The 15849-nt window shown below is 47.5% G+C and carries 12 protein-coding genes and 1 pseudogene; all 13 read right to left on the bottom strand.

Annotated features, from left to right (window positions below; all coding sequences use genetic code 11):
• Positions 1-110: 110 nt before the first annotated feature.
• The gene (locus EPO18_RS02060) at positions 111-287 is read right to left on the bottom strand and encodes a DUF5615 family PIN-like protein (RefSeq protein ID WP_292429835.1); all 177 of its coding nucleotides are present in this window, start codon (positions 285-287) and stop codon (positions 111-113) included.
• Positions 284-517 (bottom strand): DUF433 domain-containing protein, encoded by a 234-nt coding sequence (locus tag EPO18_RS02055; RefSeq protein WP_292429833.1) that lies wholly within the window; start codon positions 515-517, stop codon positions 284-286. The genes EPO18_RS02060 and EPO18_RS02055 overlap by 4 nt, the downstream gene beginning before the upstream one ends.
• 4 nt (positions 518-521) lie before the next feature.
• The gene (locus EPO18_RS02050; RefSeq protein WP_292429879.1) at positions 522-1118 is read right to left on the bottom strand and encodes an integrase family protein; all 597 of its coding nucleotides are present in this window, start codon (positions 1116-1118) and stop codon (positions 522-524) included.
• 209 nt (positions 1119-1327) lie between these two features.
• On the bottom strand, positions 1328-2434 hold the full coding sequence (locus EPO18_RS02045; RefSeq protein WP_292429832.1) for a Rieske 2Fe-2S domain-containing protein: 1107 nt from the start codon (positions 2432-2434) through the stop codon (positions 1328-1330).
• A gap of 40 nt (positions 2435-2474) precedes the next feature.
• Positions 2475-3491 carry an NAD-dependent epimerase/dehydratase family protein gene (locus tag EPO18_RS02040; protein ID WP_292429830.1) on the bottom strand — a complete coding sequence of 339 codons (1017 nt, stop codon included), beginning with the start codon at positions 3489-3491 and terminating at the stop codon, positions 2475-2477.
• Between the two features lie 228 nt (positions 3492-3719).
• Complete coding sequence (locus EPO18_RS02035; protein ID WP_292429827.1) at positions 3720-5162, bottom strand: FAD-dependent monooxygenase; 1443 nt, start codon at positions 5160-5162, stop codon at positions 3720-3722.
• Positions 5159-7402: a terpene cyclase/mutase family protein gene (locus tag EPO18_RS02030; protein ID WP_292429825.1), complete on the bottom strand. Its 2244-nt coding sequence runs from the start codon at positions 7400-7402 to the stop codon at positions 5159-5161. Before EPO18_RS02030 ends, EPO18_RS02035 begins: the two co-directional genes overlap by 4 nt.
• Before the next feature lie 85 nt (positions 7403-7487).
• Positions 7488-8090 (bottom strand): nuclear transport factor 2 family protein, encoded by a 603-nt coding sequence (locus EPO18_RS02025; RefSeq protein WP_292429823.1) that lies wholly within the window; start codon positions 8088-8090, stop codon positions 7488-7490.
• Between the two features lie 645 nt (positions 8091-8735).
• The gene (locus tag EPO18_RS02020; protein ID WP_292429820.1) at positions 8736-10367 is read right to left on the bottom strand and encodes a cytochrome P450; all 1632 of its coding nucleotides are present in this window, start codon (positions 10365-10367) and stop codon (positions 8736-8738) included.
• Between the two features lie 507 nt (positions 10368-10874).
• Complete coding sequence (locus EPO18_RS02015; RefSeq protein WP_292429817.1) at positions 10875-11462, bottom strand: Maf family protein; 588 nt, start codon at positions 11460-11462, stop codon at positions 10875-10877.
• 312 nt (positions 11463-11774) lie between these two features.
• Positions 11775-13010 (bottom strand): putative sensor domain DACNV-containing protein, encoded by a 1236-nt coding sequence (locus EPO18_RS02010; protein ID WP_292429814.1) that lies wholly within the window; start codon positions 13008-13010, stop codon positions 11775-11777.
• A 60-nt stretch (positions 13011-13070) separates the two neighbouring features.
• Positions 13071-13663, bottom strand: a pseudogene (locus EPO18_RS20650) (SLATT domain-containing protein).
• Positions 13664-14053: 390 nt separating this feature from the next.
• Positions 14054-15625, bottom strand: coding sequence for an FAD-binding oxidoreductase (locus tag EPO18_RS02000; protein ID WP_292429808.1), 1572 nt, complete (start codon positions 15623-15625; stop codon positions 14054-14056).
• Between the last annotated feature and the right edge of the window lie 224 nt (positions 15626-15849).

Below are 15849 nucleotides of genomic sequence, written 5' to 3'. Positions count from 1 at the left end.
TTTTTGGGGATAGGTTTTTATCCAGTGGCCTTGATTATAAAATCTCTATGTAATCCTTATCGTCTTGGCACAATGCCTGCTCTATGATGTGACAATTATCCAACAAGGTTTTAATAGTCGGCATCTTTGGTGGTCATCACGTAGCCGTTATCAATAGCATATTGGCGGATGGTTTTATCATCAGCCTGTTCCATACATATCAGCGCTACTTGCGTTGAGCCGGGGTAACTGTCTTGGATAAAAGGCACTATACGCCGTGATAAATTTTCATCAAGCAACAGTTTCATAATGCCTTGATGGTAATTGAACGGCGCTCCCGATCGGCGGCAAACAGCAAACACGCAGTAATATCGTCGTTGCTGAGTTCCGGGAAGTCGTCAATAATTTCATCACGACTCATGCCCTCAGCCAGCCAGGAAAGTACGTCATAAACCGTTATCCTAAGCCCTCTGATGCAGGGCTTGCCGCTACGCTTGCCGGGTTCTATGGTAATAATATCGTGATAGTCGATAGTCATTGTATTAACCTCTGTTTTGTTTGAGTGGGACAATTTCGGCGGATTGTTTTAGGCCTGCCGACTTTAACATGAAATAGGTAATGATCTGCATCGGTTGCCGCAATCGCTCCACGTTCAGTTGAATATAGCCGCTGGTCACGTCATCACCTTGTTTGTGATTCACCAGAGCCTTGACTGCAAAGGATGAAATATCCAGCGATTCGGCTATGGTGACAAAGGTTCGGCGTAAGTCGTGCATACTGAAAGGCAGCTCCGTTTTTTCAATGATTTTGGGTTTAAGCGTTCGAGCATCCAGAAACGCCGTGAATACCTCGCCCAAAGTGACCGTCTTGATTTTCTTCTCACGCTTTTCTTTTACTAGATCAATACCGACTGACATTTTACTCAGTTGCTCCATAGCTTTCGCTCCGGCCTGTTCGGCTGTCAGAACTGGATATTTACCCAGTGATAGGCGTTTGGTTTTGTTGTCGATACGTTTTTCAACAAACCAAGTCTTGGATGTTGTCCCGGCGTAAACGCCAAACTCCATCAAGTCGGCATCCCAATAAAATACTTGTCCTTTATCAGGGTAAGGCAGACTATCAACAAAAGTCTTGGTGATTTTTTTCTAATCTTCATCCTTCCCCCGCCAAAATTTGATAGGTAATTAATAGGCATATTATTTAAAAGCCATTCAAAGACCATCTGACTTAATTATAATAACAAACCTATATGTAACAAGGGCTAATAGTGCTATAAGGGTTTCGGGCGGAGTATTCGGCGAGCCTGGCAATGCGCTAGGTGATTTTCATTGGCGGGAGATTCCGTTCATCAATCCGCGCAAACAGCTTGCGTGTTTTTGGCGCGCTCCAAATAGCCTTCCCACTTCCGCGCGGTCAAGCGCTGGAACATCGGCACCACGGGGTTGAGTTCGATGGGCGGTGCATTCCAGTAGGTTTCATAGCTCAATAACTCTGCTTCCAGAGCGATGCCGTCTTCGTCGAGTATGGGTTTGAACACCAATGGCTTGGCAATATTCAACACCCATTGGGTCAGCCACTTCGGGGTTTTCATGGAAATCAACGGAATCTTCAGGGCATCGAAATAAAATAGGAAAAACACCCGCGTGGTCTTCTCGTTGATTGGCAGCATAAACGACCAATTCTTGATACTGTCGCCCGTGTTGGTCCATTGGTAGGGATACTCATAGCACAACTCGATGGATCGGGTATTGACCCGGTTGCGGTCAACGAAAACCCCGGAAATCCGGCCGCCGGCCATATAAGCGTCATAAGTCAGGTAAACCCTGTCTTCATCGGCCTCGTGATGAGTCAGTTTGGCATCGATGAAAGGCTTGTATTTACGGTGCAGGAAGGCATGGGAGAAATCGCAGATATTGTCGATCACCATGGAATGATGAGTGCGCCAAGTGTAATCAACGGCAAAGTTGGCCCAAGTGTCATCCCCGGTAAGTTCGGGTATGTCCGGAATCTTATGCTCGGAGGCCAATTCCGGATCGCCGGGGAACAACCAGATCAGGCCATAGCGGACTTGCACGGGATAAGTCCGCAGCTGTTTCTTGATCAACGGGTTGCCAAAGCTGTCGTGGGAGTAATCCTCCAGCCAGCCTTCCCTATTGTAGGCCCAGCCATGATAGGCGCAGCGCAAATTGCACTTGTCCACCGCGCCATGGGTAAGCTTTAGCTGACGGTGTATGCAAAGGTTGCGCATGGCCGCGAGTTCGCCGTCTTCGCCGCGATAAAGCGCAATCGAGGTATTCCAAAAAATCACCTCTTTGACCTGGCCTTTTTTTACTGCGCTATCGTATTCCACTACGTACCAGCGGTCAGGGTCCATTCCAGCAGCGCGGGCCTTTTGCCGAGAATTTTTAGCTTCCGCAAAGGAAGGAGGTGGGGATTTCGTCTGCACGCTGTTCATCTTCGGGACTCCGGTTCGTGGTTAAGGAAGGATCGATTGTTTACTTGGCAAGGGTGATCAAACCCCTGCGTACGAAATCCTCATAGGCTTCCTGCACTGCCTGGGATAATTGGGTGGGCTGGTAGCCCAATTCTTGTTTCGCCTTGTCATGGTCGGCCCGGCGCCGCATCTGGAGCAAGCGCACTGCGCCCGGCGTAAAGCGTCTGGGTAAGTTGGGGAATGCCCTATACCAGGTCTTGTCGGTCACTTCGGCCAGCATGGCCATCAGGTATGGCGACAGCCGCAACCGGGGCAATGGACGGCCGGTGGTTTCCCTAAACAGCGCCATCAGATCGTCCACGCTGGCGTAGGCGGTGCTGAAGATGTACTTCTGTCCTGAACGCCCATGCCGCATGGCTAATACATGACCTTCAGCGATATCGCGGCCGGATACGAACTCAAAGCCTCCGGGAATATAAGCGCGCAGATTGCCGTGAGCGTAATCGATCAGTACGCGGCCCATGCGCGAAGGCACGTAATCGTGGGGTCCGATGATAGCGCAGGAAGTAGCGACTACTACATTAAGACCGTTGGCGTGTGCCTTAAGACACTCATGCTCGGTGAGATGCTTGGTAAGGCCGTAAGGCAGATGGCGTTCGAAGGGATAGAACGGCATGCCCTCGTGGCTGGAACGGTCCGGCTCGTAGCCGGTGGCGCTCAGCGATCCGGACACTACCACCTTGTCGACGCTGTGGCGTTCGGCCGCCTGGAGGATATGGATGGTACCGCGGACGTTGGTATCGAATATTTCGCGCTTATGGGCCGCATTACCTTCGATGGTCGAGACCAGAGCGGCGCAATGATAAACGCGGGCGCAGCCGCGCACGGCGGCGGATACTGCCTCGCTGTTGCGCAGGTCGGCAAACACACGCTCCACGTCGAGACCTTCCAATGCGTCGTTGCCGCGTTCGGAGCGCATCATCACCCGCACTTGCTCGCCCTCTTCGAGCAGGCGGCGCACCAGGTTAGCGCCAAGGTGTCCGGTGGCACCAGTAACGAGCGTGATTCCAGCGCTCATTGCATCAGCCCGAGGTAGCGCCTCCGAGGAGGGAGACGACAGATCAAGCCGGGGAATTCAGATGCCATAGGGCTTGTTTTAAAATCGGTTTGGCAAAATATCATAGCCATTGCGTTATTCTGTCTTTTGCAATTCAGTTGTAAGTTCATTTTTAATGTTTCCAACCTTTTATTAGGCAACAAGCGGTTTATGGCTTCAGCGGATCGTTTCATCCGCAAACAGCACAGCTCAAGGCCGTTGAACATTTGCGCCATAACCGGAATAAGCACGGTAATTTATTTTTTCGAGATAATGATAAAAAAGCACTGCCAACGGAACCTCGTTTTTTAACAAGGGCTTAATGATACTAATCGCATCCGAAAGCAGTTTTAACGCCTTGGGTAAATTCGAAATGCTGTGCTGCACTAAATTGCAGGCGCCGAACGCTGTCAAAAAACAAAATTGTTTCATCAACGTGTAATGGTTCCTGTTCAGGCCGGCCAGCATGGAAATCGACTCTTGCGCATTCATACCGCCGCATTGCAGATATTTGAATACCGCCGTTTTAAGCAAATCGTTAGACATAACACCGTAGAGTGCATTAGCAAGAATATTAAGATTGGCATTGGCGTGCTGTCTTTCCCGATAATAGGCTTCGATTTTTTCGTGAATCAAATCGGTATTACTGAAATCAGGCATAGCCAATAAATGCGCGCTCAATATTTGGATATCCGAAAATACCGCTGTCAATCCGCCGCCCGTTAAGGGATGGCGCATATTCAGCGCATCTCCCAGCAGCACGGCTCCTTTCCGTATGATGGGTTTTGCCGCCATGTAATGGTTGGGCATGACCTTAAATCCGCCTTCCTGCAAGGCTTGTTGATAGCTGTTACGCATACAATCAGGGATATAAGGCGTCACATTGACATCCAAATGGGTTTGTATCAACTGCTTTTTGGGAAGCTGTTCGGCTGGAAAATCGATTAACAGCCTGACTTCATAACTGGAAATCGGATAACAAATGAACGGCGTCGGCCCTGATAAAAACACATGGCCATGTTTTGGAAAAGGCGTTTCACAATCTTTTAAAATCAAGCCGATAAAGTAAGACGTTACGGTTTTTTCATTATTGCTGAGATGATCTCTAAAGTTTGAAAAGAACCCGTCACTGGTAATGGTCAAAGCCGCATGTATGGTCTTAATCTTGGACGTAAGCGAGTCCCGGTAACTGATGCCGGTAATCTCGTGCCGTTCATTTTCCTGAAGTTGTAATGCTTTACCATGAATTTGCGTAACCGTTGTATTTTGCAGCGCGGAAGCCCTGATTTGCTGCAAAAACCGGCCATTGTGCAAGCCCATTCCTTTACAATGGTTAGGATAAGGAATGGTGATTCTCTCGTCGCCTTGCAGGATGGCGTAGCCTTCAACCGGCTGCGCATCAAAGCCGTCCAGTAAATGCCCAAGCCCCATCTGCTTAAGCGACAACACCGCTCCGGGTTGCAACAATTCACCGACAATGCGTTTTTTTTCTTCAAAGGACTGATCGATTAACGCGATCCTGACACCTTTGGGAGCTAGATAAGCGGCAATAGTTGCCCCCGCCATGCCTGCGCCGATAATACAGATATCGAACCCTGATTCTTCCAAGTTACTTGAGGTACGTCTTTTAAACTGCAGTAATTGTTTTATCATTTTTGGACGTCCAACTTAAAGTGTCGATTCAACGCCCAGATAGGAAAGATATTCCTATAATTGGCGTAAGTTATCATGCAGTTGTAGTTAAATACGCCGGAAATGTTTTCCTGGGGCCAATCGCCGATGTCGGTCTGCCTGTTCAGCAACACGTTGATACCCGTTTCGGTAACTGTCTTATCGCCAAAATCAGCGGCCATCAGTGCCAGCAACGCCCAAGCCGTATTAATCACTTGAGACGAGCCAGCTTCGGTATAAGTCAATGTCGAACAGGATTTAAACGTCTCTCCCCAGCCGCCATCCGCTTTTTGCTTGCCGGCTAAAAAATCACAGGCCTTGCTAATACTGGCCGTTAAGATCGTATCGTCATAATAGCTTTTACCCCTAGCCTTACTGAGCGCTTCCACGCCAAACCAGGTCGCATAGGTGAAACAGACCGCCCAGCCGCCGTACCAGGAGCCATCCGGTTTTTGTTGCTTAAGGATAAAATCGATTCCTGCCCTTATGGCTTTGCTTATTTCGCTATTTTTATAGGCTGGATAAGTTTCCTGAACTTCCATTAATGAAATAACGCAAGCCGCAGTACATTCCGTCCAGGAGTAATCGATCATAATGTCGGCGAACACTTCGGACGGGTTGAGTTTTTCCAACCATTTTGGTGCGCGAGTTAGTTCATACGTTGCCCAGCCGCCATCGCTATTTTGATAAGAAAGGAGTGTGTCTACGGCCTGTTTGATGCGCTGATCGTCAATCGCCGGTTTAACCAAGCCGGAATGATGAACGGCCAAACTGGCGCTTAGACCTTCGGCCGTGCAATCGGCAACCGGCCAGCCGTTTTCTGCCGTTGAAAAAGGCCAGCTGCCGATCATCGGATGACGGAAAAACTCGGCATGCGTCGGGTGTTCAGCCTTGACTTGCGACAGATCGATAAACCGATAGCTTTTTGCGATAGTCGCAGGAAATAGTTTGCCCAAGTCGCTTTCCAGCATGGCGCGGGTTGCAAAAGCGGTATCCCAAAGCTGCGAGCCGTTGTAGCCGTTCATTTTCATGCCATCTTCGGCCACCCATAAATAATCAAACCAGCGCGCCGCATGCTTTTTGAATTGCCCGGAATCCTTGCCGTAGGCATGCCAGATACAAATGGAATTAATGGCTTGATTGACGGGGCCTATATTGATGTAGTTGGTTTGCTGATCCTCGGCATTAATATATTTTAAAATATAGTCCGTGGACTTTTTTCTTAACCAGGTGGATTTGAACTTTTCGTAGTTATTGGTAAAAAAGTTCATCCACTTCAGCACCGGAGACGGCGTCGTGTAACAGTCTTTTTCGCACACGGCATTGCGTTGTTTCCGCCAGTCAATCGACGCGAAATCCTCGCTATAAATTTCCTCTCTTAAGGACAAAATCAATTCATTTTCGGGCGCTTTAATTCGCTGCGCATAGCAATAGGCCATCGGCAAGTAGACCATGCGGGTGTGACACCAGTAACGCCATGGGTGGACCGGCAGCCACCGGGGAAACAACCATATTTCAGGAAACAGGCTGTTAAAGCCTTGCCAGTCATATAAATTCAGCACCGCCAGATAAAACTTTCCCCAGGAGGGAATGCCGGTCGCACCGCCATTGTTTTTGATCCACGTCCTAGCCTGGACCAATTGCTGATGATTTTTATCGACGCCAAGAAGACGCAATGACACATATTGCATGACGGTGCCGAACATCGTCGATTCGCCCTCGATATGCATGCCCCAGCCGGCATCTTTATTTTGATGATTGAATAAATAAAGTTTCATCATTTCCCGGTGCGCTTTGGGAAACGGTGTGTCTGAAATATAAGAGGCGATAAGCAGGCCGGGCAAAAGAAATAGCGGGCCGCCGTAATCACCCGGCCAATGACCGTCTTCACTTTGCAAATAAGAGTAGTAATTCATTCCCTTGATAAGCGCATCGATGACTTTTTGCTCATAGGGGTTCTCTAACTGCGGTATTTGCCCGGTAAATTTCTGGAACTTCGTGTCAGTGGCTGTATTTCTGAAAACCTTGTCGCCGGAATTGGGATTGCCGGATTTATCAAACTGAAAATCTTCCGCAAACTGCGCTATTTCTTGCTCTGTAATGTTATCGACATTTTGTAAATGTGCATCGATATCGTTCGAGCTGGGCTTGAACGCCCAAACTTGCCGTCCTTCTTCAGTGAGTAGTTGCCAGTTTTTCCAACCAGATTTTATATTCAGCATAGGTTCCTGTGTATTGACTATTATCTTGGTTAAACGCCAGATGCCATGCTTGAATGGATGGATGAATGGCAACGATATTTTTAATTTATTTATTAAGCAGAGCAATACGTAACATTACTAGGAAGCCTTTCATTTTTTTCAATAAACCGGGGGGGGTGCGCAAACGCTCATGGCCTGGCAGCAATTGCCCTTTGGCCAATTTACCTATTTTTCTTTTCACGGCCGGATCGAGCTTACCGTCAGCGGCTAATTCGAAAAACAAGGCTTTCACATTGCCTAAATCAAAAAAATCCCGTTGCCATTCCCATTTGTAATTGCCGCCATAGCGAAACCAGGAACCGCCTATGCCTGCGACTTCATAATGCGTGCCGTCTTCCCGCAGCGCAGGCGACACCTGTCGCCAGAGGCCAATCACTTCGCCCTGTTTTTCATCGATTAATATGCGGTGGTACGGATAGCGCCACTCTTCAAAGCCTTCCATTTGCACACCTAAAGCCCATTCTTCTATTTGTTTGCGGCTGCGCGCGACAAACTCTTCATTAGGCCCGATATTCCAGCGATATTCTGCGTCGTCGGTATACATCGCGCCCAAATATTTAGGCCAGTTGCCTGCTTTTTCAGCGTCACGATTCGCCTGCAACCAACGTTCAACCATTTCTTCAAGTTCTGCTCTGGGATATGTAGTCATTATTTGCCTCTTTTGTGTGTTAGGGATTTGGTTAGAAATAACTCCTCACATGGATCGAATAAAATTTTTCCGTTCGCCCTGAGCTTGTCGAAGGGTGGGCGGAAAAATTTCGGCCTACCGCGTCAAGCCGATCATGCCATTCGACAAGCTCATGACAGGCTTCGACAGGGCTCTCCTGAGTTTATCGAAGGACTCAGCACGAACGGCTTGACGGCCAAAAATAGTGATTTCGCTAGTTCCCAAGCTCCAGCTTGGGAATTCAGTGTCGGAAGCTCCAGCTTCCCGCCTTTATACGCTACGTTGTTATTGAGGTGTCGCTGCCGCGACGCTTATTTGAATCGGGTTCCTCGCACCCGAAGGCGAGTTACTTTCTTTTGCTTCGCCAAAAGAAAGTAACCAAAGAAAAGGCGACCCGTTGCCCGCTTGAATCGTGCGCTCCTCGCTTTCACCGGGGGCTGCCAGAAGGGCCATCCTTGGCCCTCTGGCAACGAGCGGCTTCCTGCCGCGCCCCTAACGGGCATTATCCCGGCGAAAGCTCCGGTGCTCGGCGCGGCAAACGGGACACAATCCGTACCCTAGCAAATTACTACTGCTCAACAGCTATTGTTTAACTATATGATTGATCTTAAATAACTGATAATTGCTCTAGTTGGATTTAATTTTAATCGCCTTGGCCGGGCAGTATTTTTCGGCTTGTTGCGCTTTTTTCAGCAACTCCAGCGGCGGGTTCTCTTGCAAGACGGTTACATTCCCTGCATCGTCTACCTGAAAAAGTTCAGGCGCTTCAGTCATGCAGGTTGCATGGCCTTGGCATAGCTCTCTGTCGATTGTTATTTGAAAGTGCGGACCTGATTGCACTCTTTCCTGGACGATGTCTGTCGTTGACCAGACAGCAGCTTCTTTAATGAGCGAGCGTTTTTTGTATCGAACACGGCAAGGCGATAGCGGTTGCACGACCATTTGAGTGAAGTCATCCTGATAAGTATCCTTGTTATCGATCAGTTCAAAGGTATATCGGCGCAGCAAAATGCTGAAAATGGCTTTGAGTTGCAGCATCGCAAAAGCATTGCCGCTGCATTTGTGTTTACCGCCGCCGAAGGCAATCCAACTAAAAGGCGCGGCATCTTCCTGGCGGGTTTCCGAGTAACGATCGGGATCGAACTTTTCCGGGTCCGGAAAAACATCCGCAATGCGATGCGATACGCGTGGCGAGGCGCAAACGTATTTTCCGGCTTTGACCGTGTAATCTTTAAACTGAAAGTCTTGCATCACCTTGCGAATTAAGAATATCAACGGCGGATGCAAGCGCAGCACTTCCTTAATGACATTTTCCAGTGCCGGAATTTCCCGTAAAGATTGAAAAGTCACTTCGCCATCGGCACCGAAGTGCGCATCCAGTTCATTCAGTACCTGCGCCAACTGTTCAGGCCGGCGCGCCAATTCCAGCAAGGTCCAGGCGGCTGTCCCTGCTGTTGTATGATGCCCTGCGAAGATGGTGCCGATTAGCATGCCGGTTATTTCATGAGCGGATAAGCGGCTGCCGTCGTCATAGCGGGCATCAATGAGTAATTGAAACGCATCTTCGCTTTTTTCCGGTTTCTGTGCTCTTTTGGCAATGATGCCGGTGACTAGTTCCTGAAGTCTTGCGCGCGCTTTATCACGGCGGCGAAATACAGGTAACGGCAAATAGGGAAAAACAAAGGCCAGCGGATTTACGCCTTTTTCAAGATCGTGATAGATTTTCGCAAACTCTTCATTCAGTTCGTAACGGAACTCATCGCCAAGCAGGCAGTGGCTGGAAGTGTAAATGGTGAGTTCCTTCATAAACTCAAGCAAATCAATTTCACCGCTATCGCCCCAATCGGCAATCATTTGCTCGACTTCCCGGACGATCACTTGGGCATAGCCGCGCATCGGTTTATCGCGCAATACCGGCATCAGCATCTTAAGCTGCTGGTCTTTTTTATGCGGCGGCGCGTCAAAAACCACGCCCTTGCCAAAAATAGGCGTCATGATTTTATACGCCTGGCTTTGGTCCAGCTGAGCGTCGGGCGCGCGAAAAAAAGCTTCATTTGCTTCAGGGCCGGTCATCAGCACCATTTTTTGATGAAACATGCGGAATTCACCGATTTCTCCCAGTTTATTCCTGAGTCTCATCATGTAGTCGAAAGGATTTTTGCCGAATTCAAGCATGTGCCCTAGAAGAGGCAATGCGCCGGGCATTTTAGGAGGCTCTTTGCCGGACAAAACGTTTTTTTGGGTATTAATTGCAACCATAGCTCGCTCCATCTGATGTATTTGTGCATTAGATAACGCTGACGCTATAAATTCCTATTTCCTCGGAAAGCGTTAGCATTCGAACTCAACAATAAACCTCATTAAATTTATATTCAATCAATCATGAAAAAATTCTCTTTTAACACTCCAGGCAGCGCAGGAAAAACCATGCTGCCAGCGAGAGGTTTGAGCGAATATAAGCTGTAAAAATCTGATCTGACTTAGCGAAATCAAGTTCGGACTTATTCTGACATTATTTTTTAAATAATTGATGTTACGCATTGTCCACGAAAAGCACAAAAGGCACGAAAAAATACCTGCTGTAGGTTTGTCGCGGACAGCGCTATAGCCGGCATTCATTCGCATACTCCACGGTTAGACCTTCCAGGTTTTAAAAACCTGGAAGGTCTGCCTATCGGCGCGTTTCTCGCCTAACGCCAAATCAAGAACTATCGGAATGACGAGAGCATCCTATAGTTAGCGCACCTTATCGCGTTGGAGTCGAAGTTAAATCACCTTGACTCCGAAGGCTTCCAGTAATCTGATCAGCTTGATCAACGGTAAACCTATCAACGTATTCGGATCGTCACCCTCGATTCGCTCAAACAATGCAATACCTAAGCTTTCCGCTTTAAATCCGCCCGCGCAGTTAAAAGGCTCGTCAAGATCGACATAGTGCTCGATTTGCTCTCGCGATAACACTCTAAACGTTACGGCGCAATGATCACAGTCGACTCGATGTTGCCCGTTACGACTGTCGTAAACACAGACGCCGGTATAAAAGTGCACCGTTTTACCCGAGGCAGCCGCCAATTGCGCAATAGTGTTTTCGCGGGAGCAGGGTTTGGTTAGCGGTTTGTCTTCCAGCATCGCCACTTGATCCGAGCCGATAATCAGGTGTTGCGGAAATTTAGGCGCCAGCGCTGCCGCCTTTTGCAGCGATAAACGCATTGCGGTCTGCATTGGCGCTTCATCGGGCAGCGGCGTCTCATCGATATCCGGGTTAGCCGTATCAAAAGTAAGACAGAGTTTTTTCAATAATTCGCGGCGGTACGGCGAACCCGATGCGAGGACCAATTTAATGGCAGTAGTCATAATGATAAGTATCTAAAAATTATAGAAATCTGAGCCCAATCCGGCATTTCAGAAATAAGCTTCAAGCTCGACTTATACTTGTTGAATAAGTCCTATCGTCTTGGATCGGCCAAAAGCGGTAGATCGTAGGGCGGTTTCGCGCTAGCAAACCGCCAACAGTAGGCGCTTTAGGCGACGCAGAATATCCGATCGATTGGACATAAAAAATGCCGATTGGAACAATCCGGGCGAGAATCAGGTTCAAAGTACTTTTCATGGCGGATTGCTACGCGAATCCGCCTTACAGCGTTAGTGAAACAAATCTGGCGCAGCTTATACAAACATTGACGAAGTACAATCAGGCCAAACGTGAACAGTAGTGTCATTCTCACGGCGAAATGCTCGTACTGGTCCATCTTGCGATATAACGAAAGCTATCGAGCCTGGGAGTGCAGATACAAATTCAAACGCAGATCTATGGCGCGTACCATAACGGTTAATTTCAAACACTGAATTAGCGGGGCTATGACCATATCCATCTGGTCCGATAACTGGCAAGAGAGTTGATGGTGGAGGAGTGAGGGTTGCACCAAAAGCAACTACTTCAAAACTAAAAGTTATTAAAAGAGCCCCATCAATCGCAGAAAGTTTTGCAATACGTTGAATAGTTTCATTGGCAATTTTGCGATAGGCTATACTCATCAACATATTAGCTTGTAGGCTTTCAATCTGATTGCCTCTATTCGTCCCCTCTGCCTCAATACATTTCTGGAGTGTCGCTTGAAGTCCATACATTCCATTCACAACATATTTACTCTTATATAGACATGAATTTGGTGGTATGTCTGAAGGGATAAATATAATTGAACCACCATGGCTCCGAATTGAAGCCTCGGACAATATTTGTTGAATTGCATCTCTAGCATAAAGCCAATATTGGTTCCCAAAGGTACTGAATAGTGGATCGCTCTGGATTACTGCGTGGACATGTTTACCCAAAGAATAGCTTGTAAAGGGTGTTGGTGATGCTGCAACAAAGTATCCAGCTTGCAGTATTCCAACTTGTGCCCTTCCTCTGGCAATGGTTAGTGCAGCTCTGCCTTTTGATATAACAGTAAAATAGTCGGGGAGAAAGTTTGCTCCACCGTCAACTCCAACAGGAATCTCAGTAAATCTATTTAGGCCCGGCGCATGAAATATAATTCCCCAATAAGAAAAACTTTTTTTATTTGCCTTCCATGTTACAACAATTGTGGTCAATTCTGGCTCAAACGCTCCCGCAAGTTTCACAAGGGTTTCGGCTGAGAAGTCGCTCGATAACTCTAATTGTATTGGAGTAAGCATTCTTGGATTTTGGGGGCTAGCAAGCTCTTCCTCTGAAACCAACGCGACAGAGAAACGAGCTTGTTGTCCTTCTTCATCCCTCAAAGTTGCAAGAAATGCAATATCAATGAACTCTTTTATAACATTAAACGGCGGCAATTTTCGTTCAGATAGCCCCACAGCATTTCGAGTTTGGGCTACCGTCCACGCATCGATAATTTGTTCTGCGAACTTCGGGTCTAACATTCGCTAATTAACAATAGTTTAATAAATATCCTATAGCTCATATTTATTCGTATCAAAAAACTAGTGATTAGAAAGATAAGGAGTAAAAAAGGAGGTAAAATTTATCATGTCTGTGATAATTATAGTTTCTGTCAATATTACCGATACAGGAACGATGTAGGCCCAACAATACCTTATATAGGCGACCATATAGCGATATAATCGCACCAAGCCTGTTATTGAATAGTCATCATTCATCTCAAGCACACAAAAATCGTAATCTATTCTCTCGTGATTTTCTGAATCGGTGACAATGTAATTGTATTTTCTGTGATAATCCTCTAAAGCTAACTGGGCGCCATTTTTTTGCTTTAATTCAGTTCTTAATTCTCTTATTAATTCTTTCAGCTTATTTCCGCACTCGCTTAACACTTGAGCTCTAAGATCATACCTAGCTGTTGAATTTATTGTGGAGTAAACCAGAATTGATACAGCAAGAAAATCTGCATCATGTTTAACGCTTTGTCTGAATATGCTAGCTTTATCTCAGCATTTTGTATCAAAGGTATAAGGATAAGCCCAAGGGACAAAATTGTTGTTGTAAAGAATGAAAAATCACCCTGTTTCTTCAAGCGTTGCGCTGCATGAAACCTACATCTTGCTGTAGTTCTCATGCTGTTAAGTAATTTTTCACCCGGATCATTAATACTTCGCTCCATGGGGTATAGGCTGAAAAGCCATTTAGAATAAATATCATAAGACATAGTTTATTAATAAATATTAGAGGTTAAATTTTACATATTAACTAGCATGAAGCCCGCGCAGAACTCGCAACCCCAATTAACGATAGAGTAATCGAAGGAATGTTGGCTTCGAAATGTGCGTTTACACAAGCTAATCGCACCTACATTTTGAATGACAGTTTATTTGTCATTTCTTGTCTTTGCAAATTAAGTCATATTGACCGGACAGCGTCGAGCCGAGACAATCGCTGCCAGGTTAAATCCAAACTAAAACATGAAACTGACAGATGAGTGCAGATTCTTACATATAAGTTACGGTCCTCACCCCGCTTTTTCCAATCTCCTCATCTCGACCGGTGAAACCCTTCCTTTCGAGGAAACCTTGTCGTACACCTCGTCGAAGGCTTGCCGGCAATGCGGCAACCGCTCCCGCAACAGGTCATAGCCGGCATGATCGAACATCATCCTGAAATCTTCCCTGCTCATGAAGGTTCTTGCATACAAGGCTTGATAGCCCTGATGTTCGATGACAAATTTTTCCAGCAACGGCAAGGCGACGGCATTATCGAAGCCTTTCTTGCCCGGAGTGCCGTAGGCCCCGATATCCACGTACATTTCGTCCACGGAGCCGTCCTCAGTCCTGAAAGGATGCACAAAGCCCGAACGGCCGCCTTTATCCTTGATCGTCATCGGCGAAAGCCATAACGGATATAAGCAAAAATGCGCGTCGAAATACTCAATAGACTGTTTCAGATACCGGATCGGCATCAGCATGTCCTGAATCACATGAAATTTTTCCCTGAGCCGCTGGGTGGTTTGCGTTTCCGTGAATTTCAGTAATTCGATCCGGGGAGGCACGGCCCAGCCCAGCAACGCCCTGAATACCGGATGGTTTCCGAACGGAATGATTTCCTCCATGGCCCAGAAATAACTGCGGGTATGTCTGTGATAATAATCCCGCACCGGCACATATTCGACGCCCTTCTCTCTTCGCTCCAGGTAGGTTTGGACATGTTTGTAAAACCAGGGCTTGTACCATCGCCCGATGGCGTTCAAAGATCCGTCCGGGCCTACGGCATCGACGAAATTGCCGACCATAATGACTGCCCGGTCGCGGCCGTAAACCAGTCCTTCGACGAAATCGTTTTGTTCGGTATCGCGGCTGGCTTGCTCGAAAACGCTGACCATACTATCAAGGGTATAGACAGGCCGGTAGCTAAGACGGATATACTTTTTGACTGGAACGACTTTCAATTCGGCAGCCACCAGAAAGCCCAGAGTGCCATGGCTCCACGGAATCTGGTAAAAAAGATCGGGATTTTCCGAAGGAGTGCATTTCAGCAGCTTGCCTTCCGCCGTCACGATCTCGAAGGCTTCGCAAATGTGCTGGAACAGCCCATATTTGTGGCTGCTGGTTTCCACGCCGAATCCCATGATCAAACCGCCCACCGTCAAACTATCCAGTTCCGGCACCACCGGCAGCGTCCAACCTCGGGATATCAGGCTGCGCGAAATCTGGCCCATGGTCGCCAGCGGCTCCACCCGAACAATTCCGCGATGTTCGTCGATTTCAAGTATGTCGTACATCCCGATATCGATCTTCCGGTGTGAAAGCTTGTATTTAGGCACCAGCTCGCTCATGGTTTTCCAGCCTGACCTTGCGGTGCAAAGTTTTTGTTCCGCCCCTTGCATTTTCCAGTCCTCGATTTGCCGGATCACCGCTTCAACCCTGGCGTCGTGTTTTGCGGGAGCACTGTTGAGGCGAAAAGAAATCCAGTTGCGGACGCCGGCATAGGCGCCATAGGCCGCTGAAACGGGCAGGAGGAAAATGGTGGCGAATATTCCGCGGTAATGGGTTAGTACGTATTCGAATATCTGCTCGATTTTTGTCATTCGATTTATCCTAAATTATTCGGTTACGGAGGTGGTCTGAACAATGAGCCGAGTAGAAAGGTTGTCATCAAGAATGTGTCTTCGCCGGGAATAATGGTTTTATTGGTGCAGGTAACAGCCATTCGCCTGTTTTTTTTGGCCGCTAAAACTAACGAAGCTGAATACTTGATAACCCAGTGATTGGGCATGGCATGATCAATGTCACCCTCCTTTCATCCAGAATT

This window comes from Methylobacter sp. (genome assembly GCF_004322395.1).
GTDB lineage: Bacteria > Pseudomonadota > Gammaproteobacteria > Methylococcales > Methylomonadaceae > Methylobacter_A.
The sequence above is the reverse complement of the archived record's forward strand: the minus strand, read 5'-3'. Positions and strand labels throughout refer to the sequence as shown.

Bases quoted from the DNA above. Each gene is read 5' to 3' on its own strand.
- EPO18_RS02055 (WP_292429833.1), bottom strand. From the start codon at position 517: ATGACTATCGACTATCACGATATTATTACCATAGAACCCGGCAAGCGT.
- EPO18_RS02020 (WP_292429820.1), bottom strand. From the start codon at position 10,367: ATGGTTGCAATTAATACCCAAAAAAACGTTTTGTCCGGCAAAGAGCCT.
- EPO18_RS02040 (WP_292429830.1), bottom strand. From the start codon at position 3,491: ATGAGCGCTGGAATCACGCTCGTTACTGGTGCCACCGGACACCTTGGC.
- EPO18_RS02010 (WP_292429814.1), bottom strand. From the start codon at position 13,010: ATGTTAGACCCGAAGTTCGCAGAACAAATTATCGATGCGTGGACGGTA.
- EPO18_RS02025 (WP_292429823.1), bottom strand. From the start codon at position 8,090: ATGACTACATATCCCAGAGCAGAACTTGAAGAAATGGTTGAACGTTGG.
- EPO18_RS02045 (WP_292429832.1), bottom strand. From the start codon at position 2,434: ATGAACAGCGTGCAGACGAAATCCCCACCTCCTTCCTTTGCGGAAGCT.
- EPO18_RS02000 (WP_292429808.1), bottom strand. From the start codon at position 15,625: ATGACAAAAATCGAGCAGATATTCGAATACGTACTAACCCATTACCGC.
- EPO18_RS02030 (WP_292429825.1), bottom strand. From the start codon at position 7,402: ATGCTGAATATAAAATCTGGTTGGAAAAACTGGCAACTACTCACTGAA.
- EPO18_RS02015 (WP_292429817.1), bottom strand. From the start codon at position 11,462: ATGACTACTGCCATTAAATTGGTCCTCGCATCGGGTTCGCCGTACCGC.
- EPO18_RS02060 (WP_292429835.1), bottom strand. From the start codon at position 287: ATGAAACTGTTGCTTGATGAAAATTTATCACGGCGTATAGTGCCTTTT.
- EPO18_RS02035 (WP_292429827.1), bottom strand. From the start codon at position 5,162: ATGATAAAACAATTACTGCAGTTTAAAAGACGTACCTCAAGTAACTTG.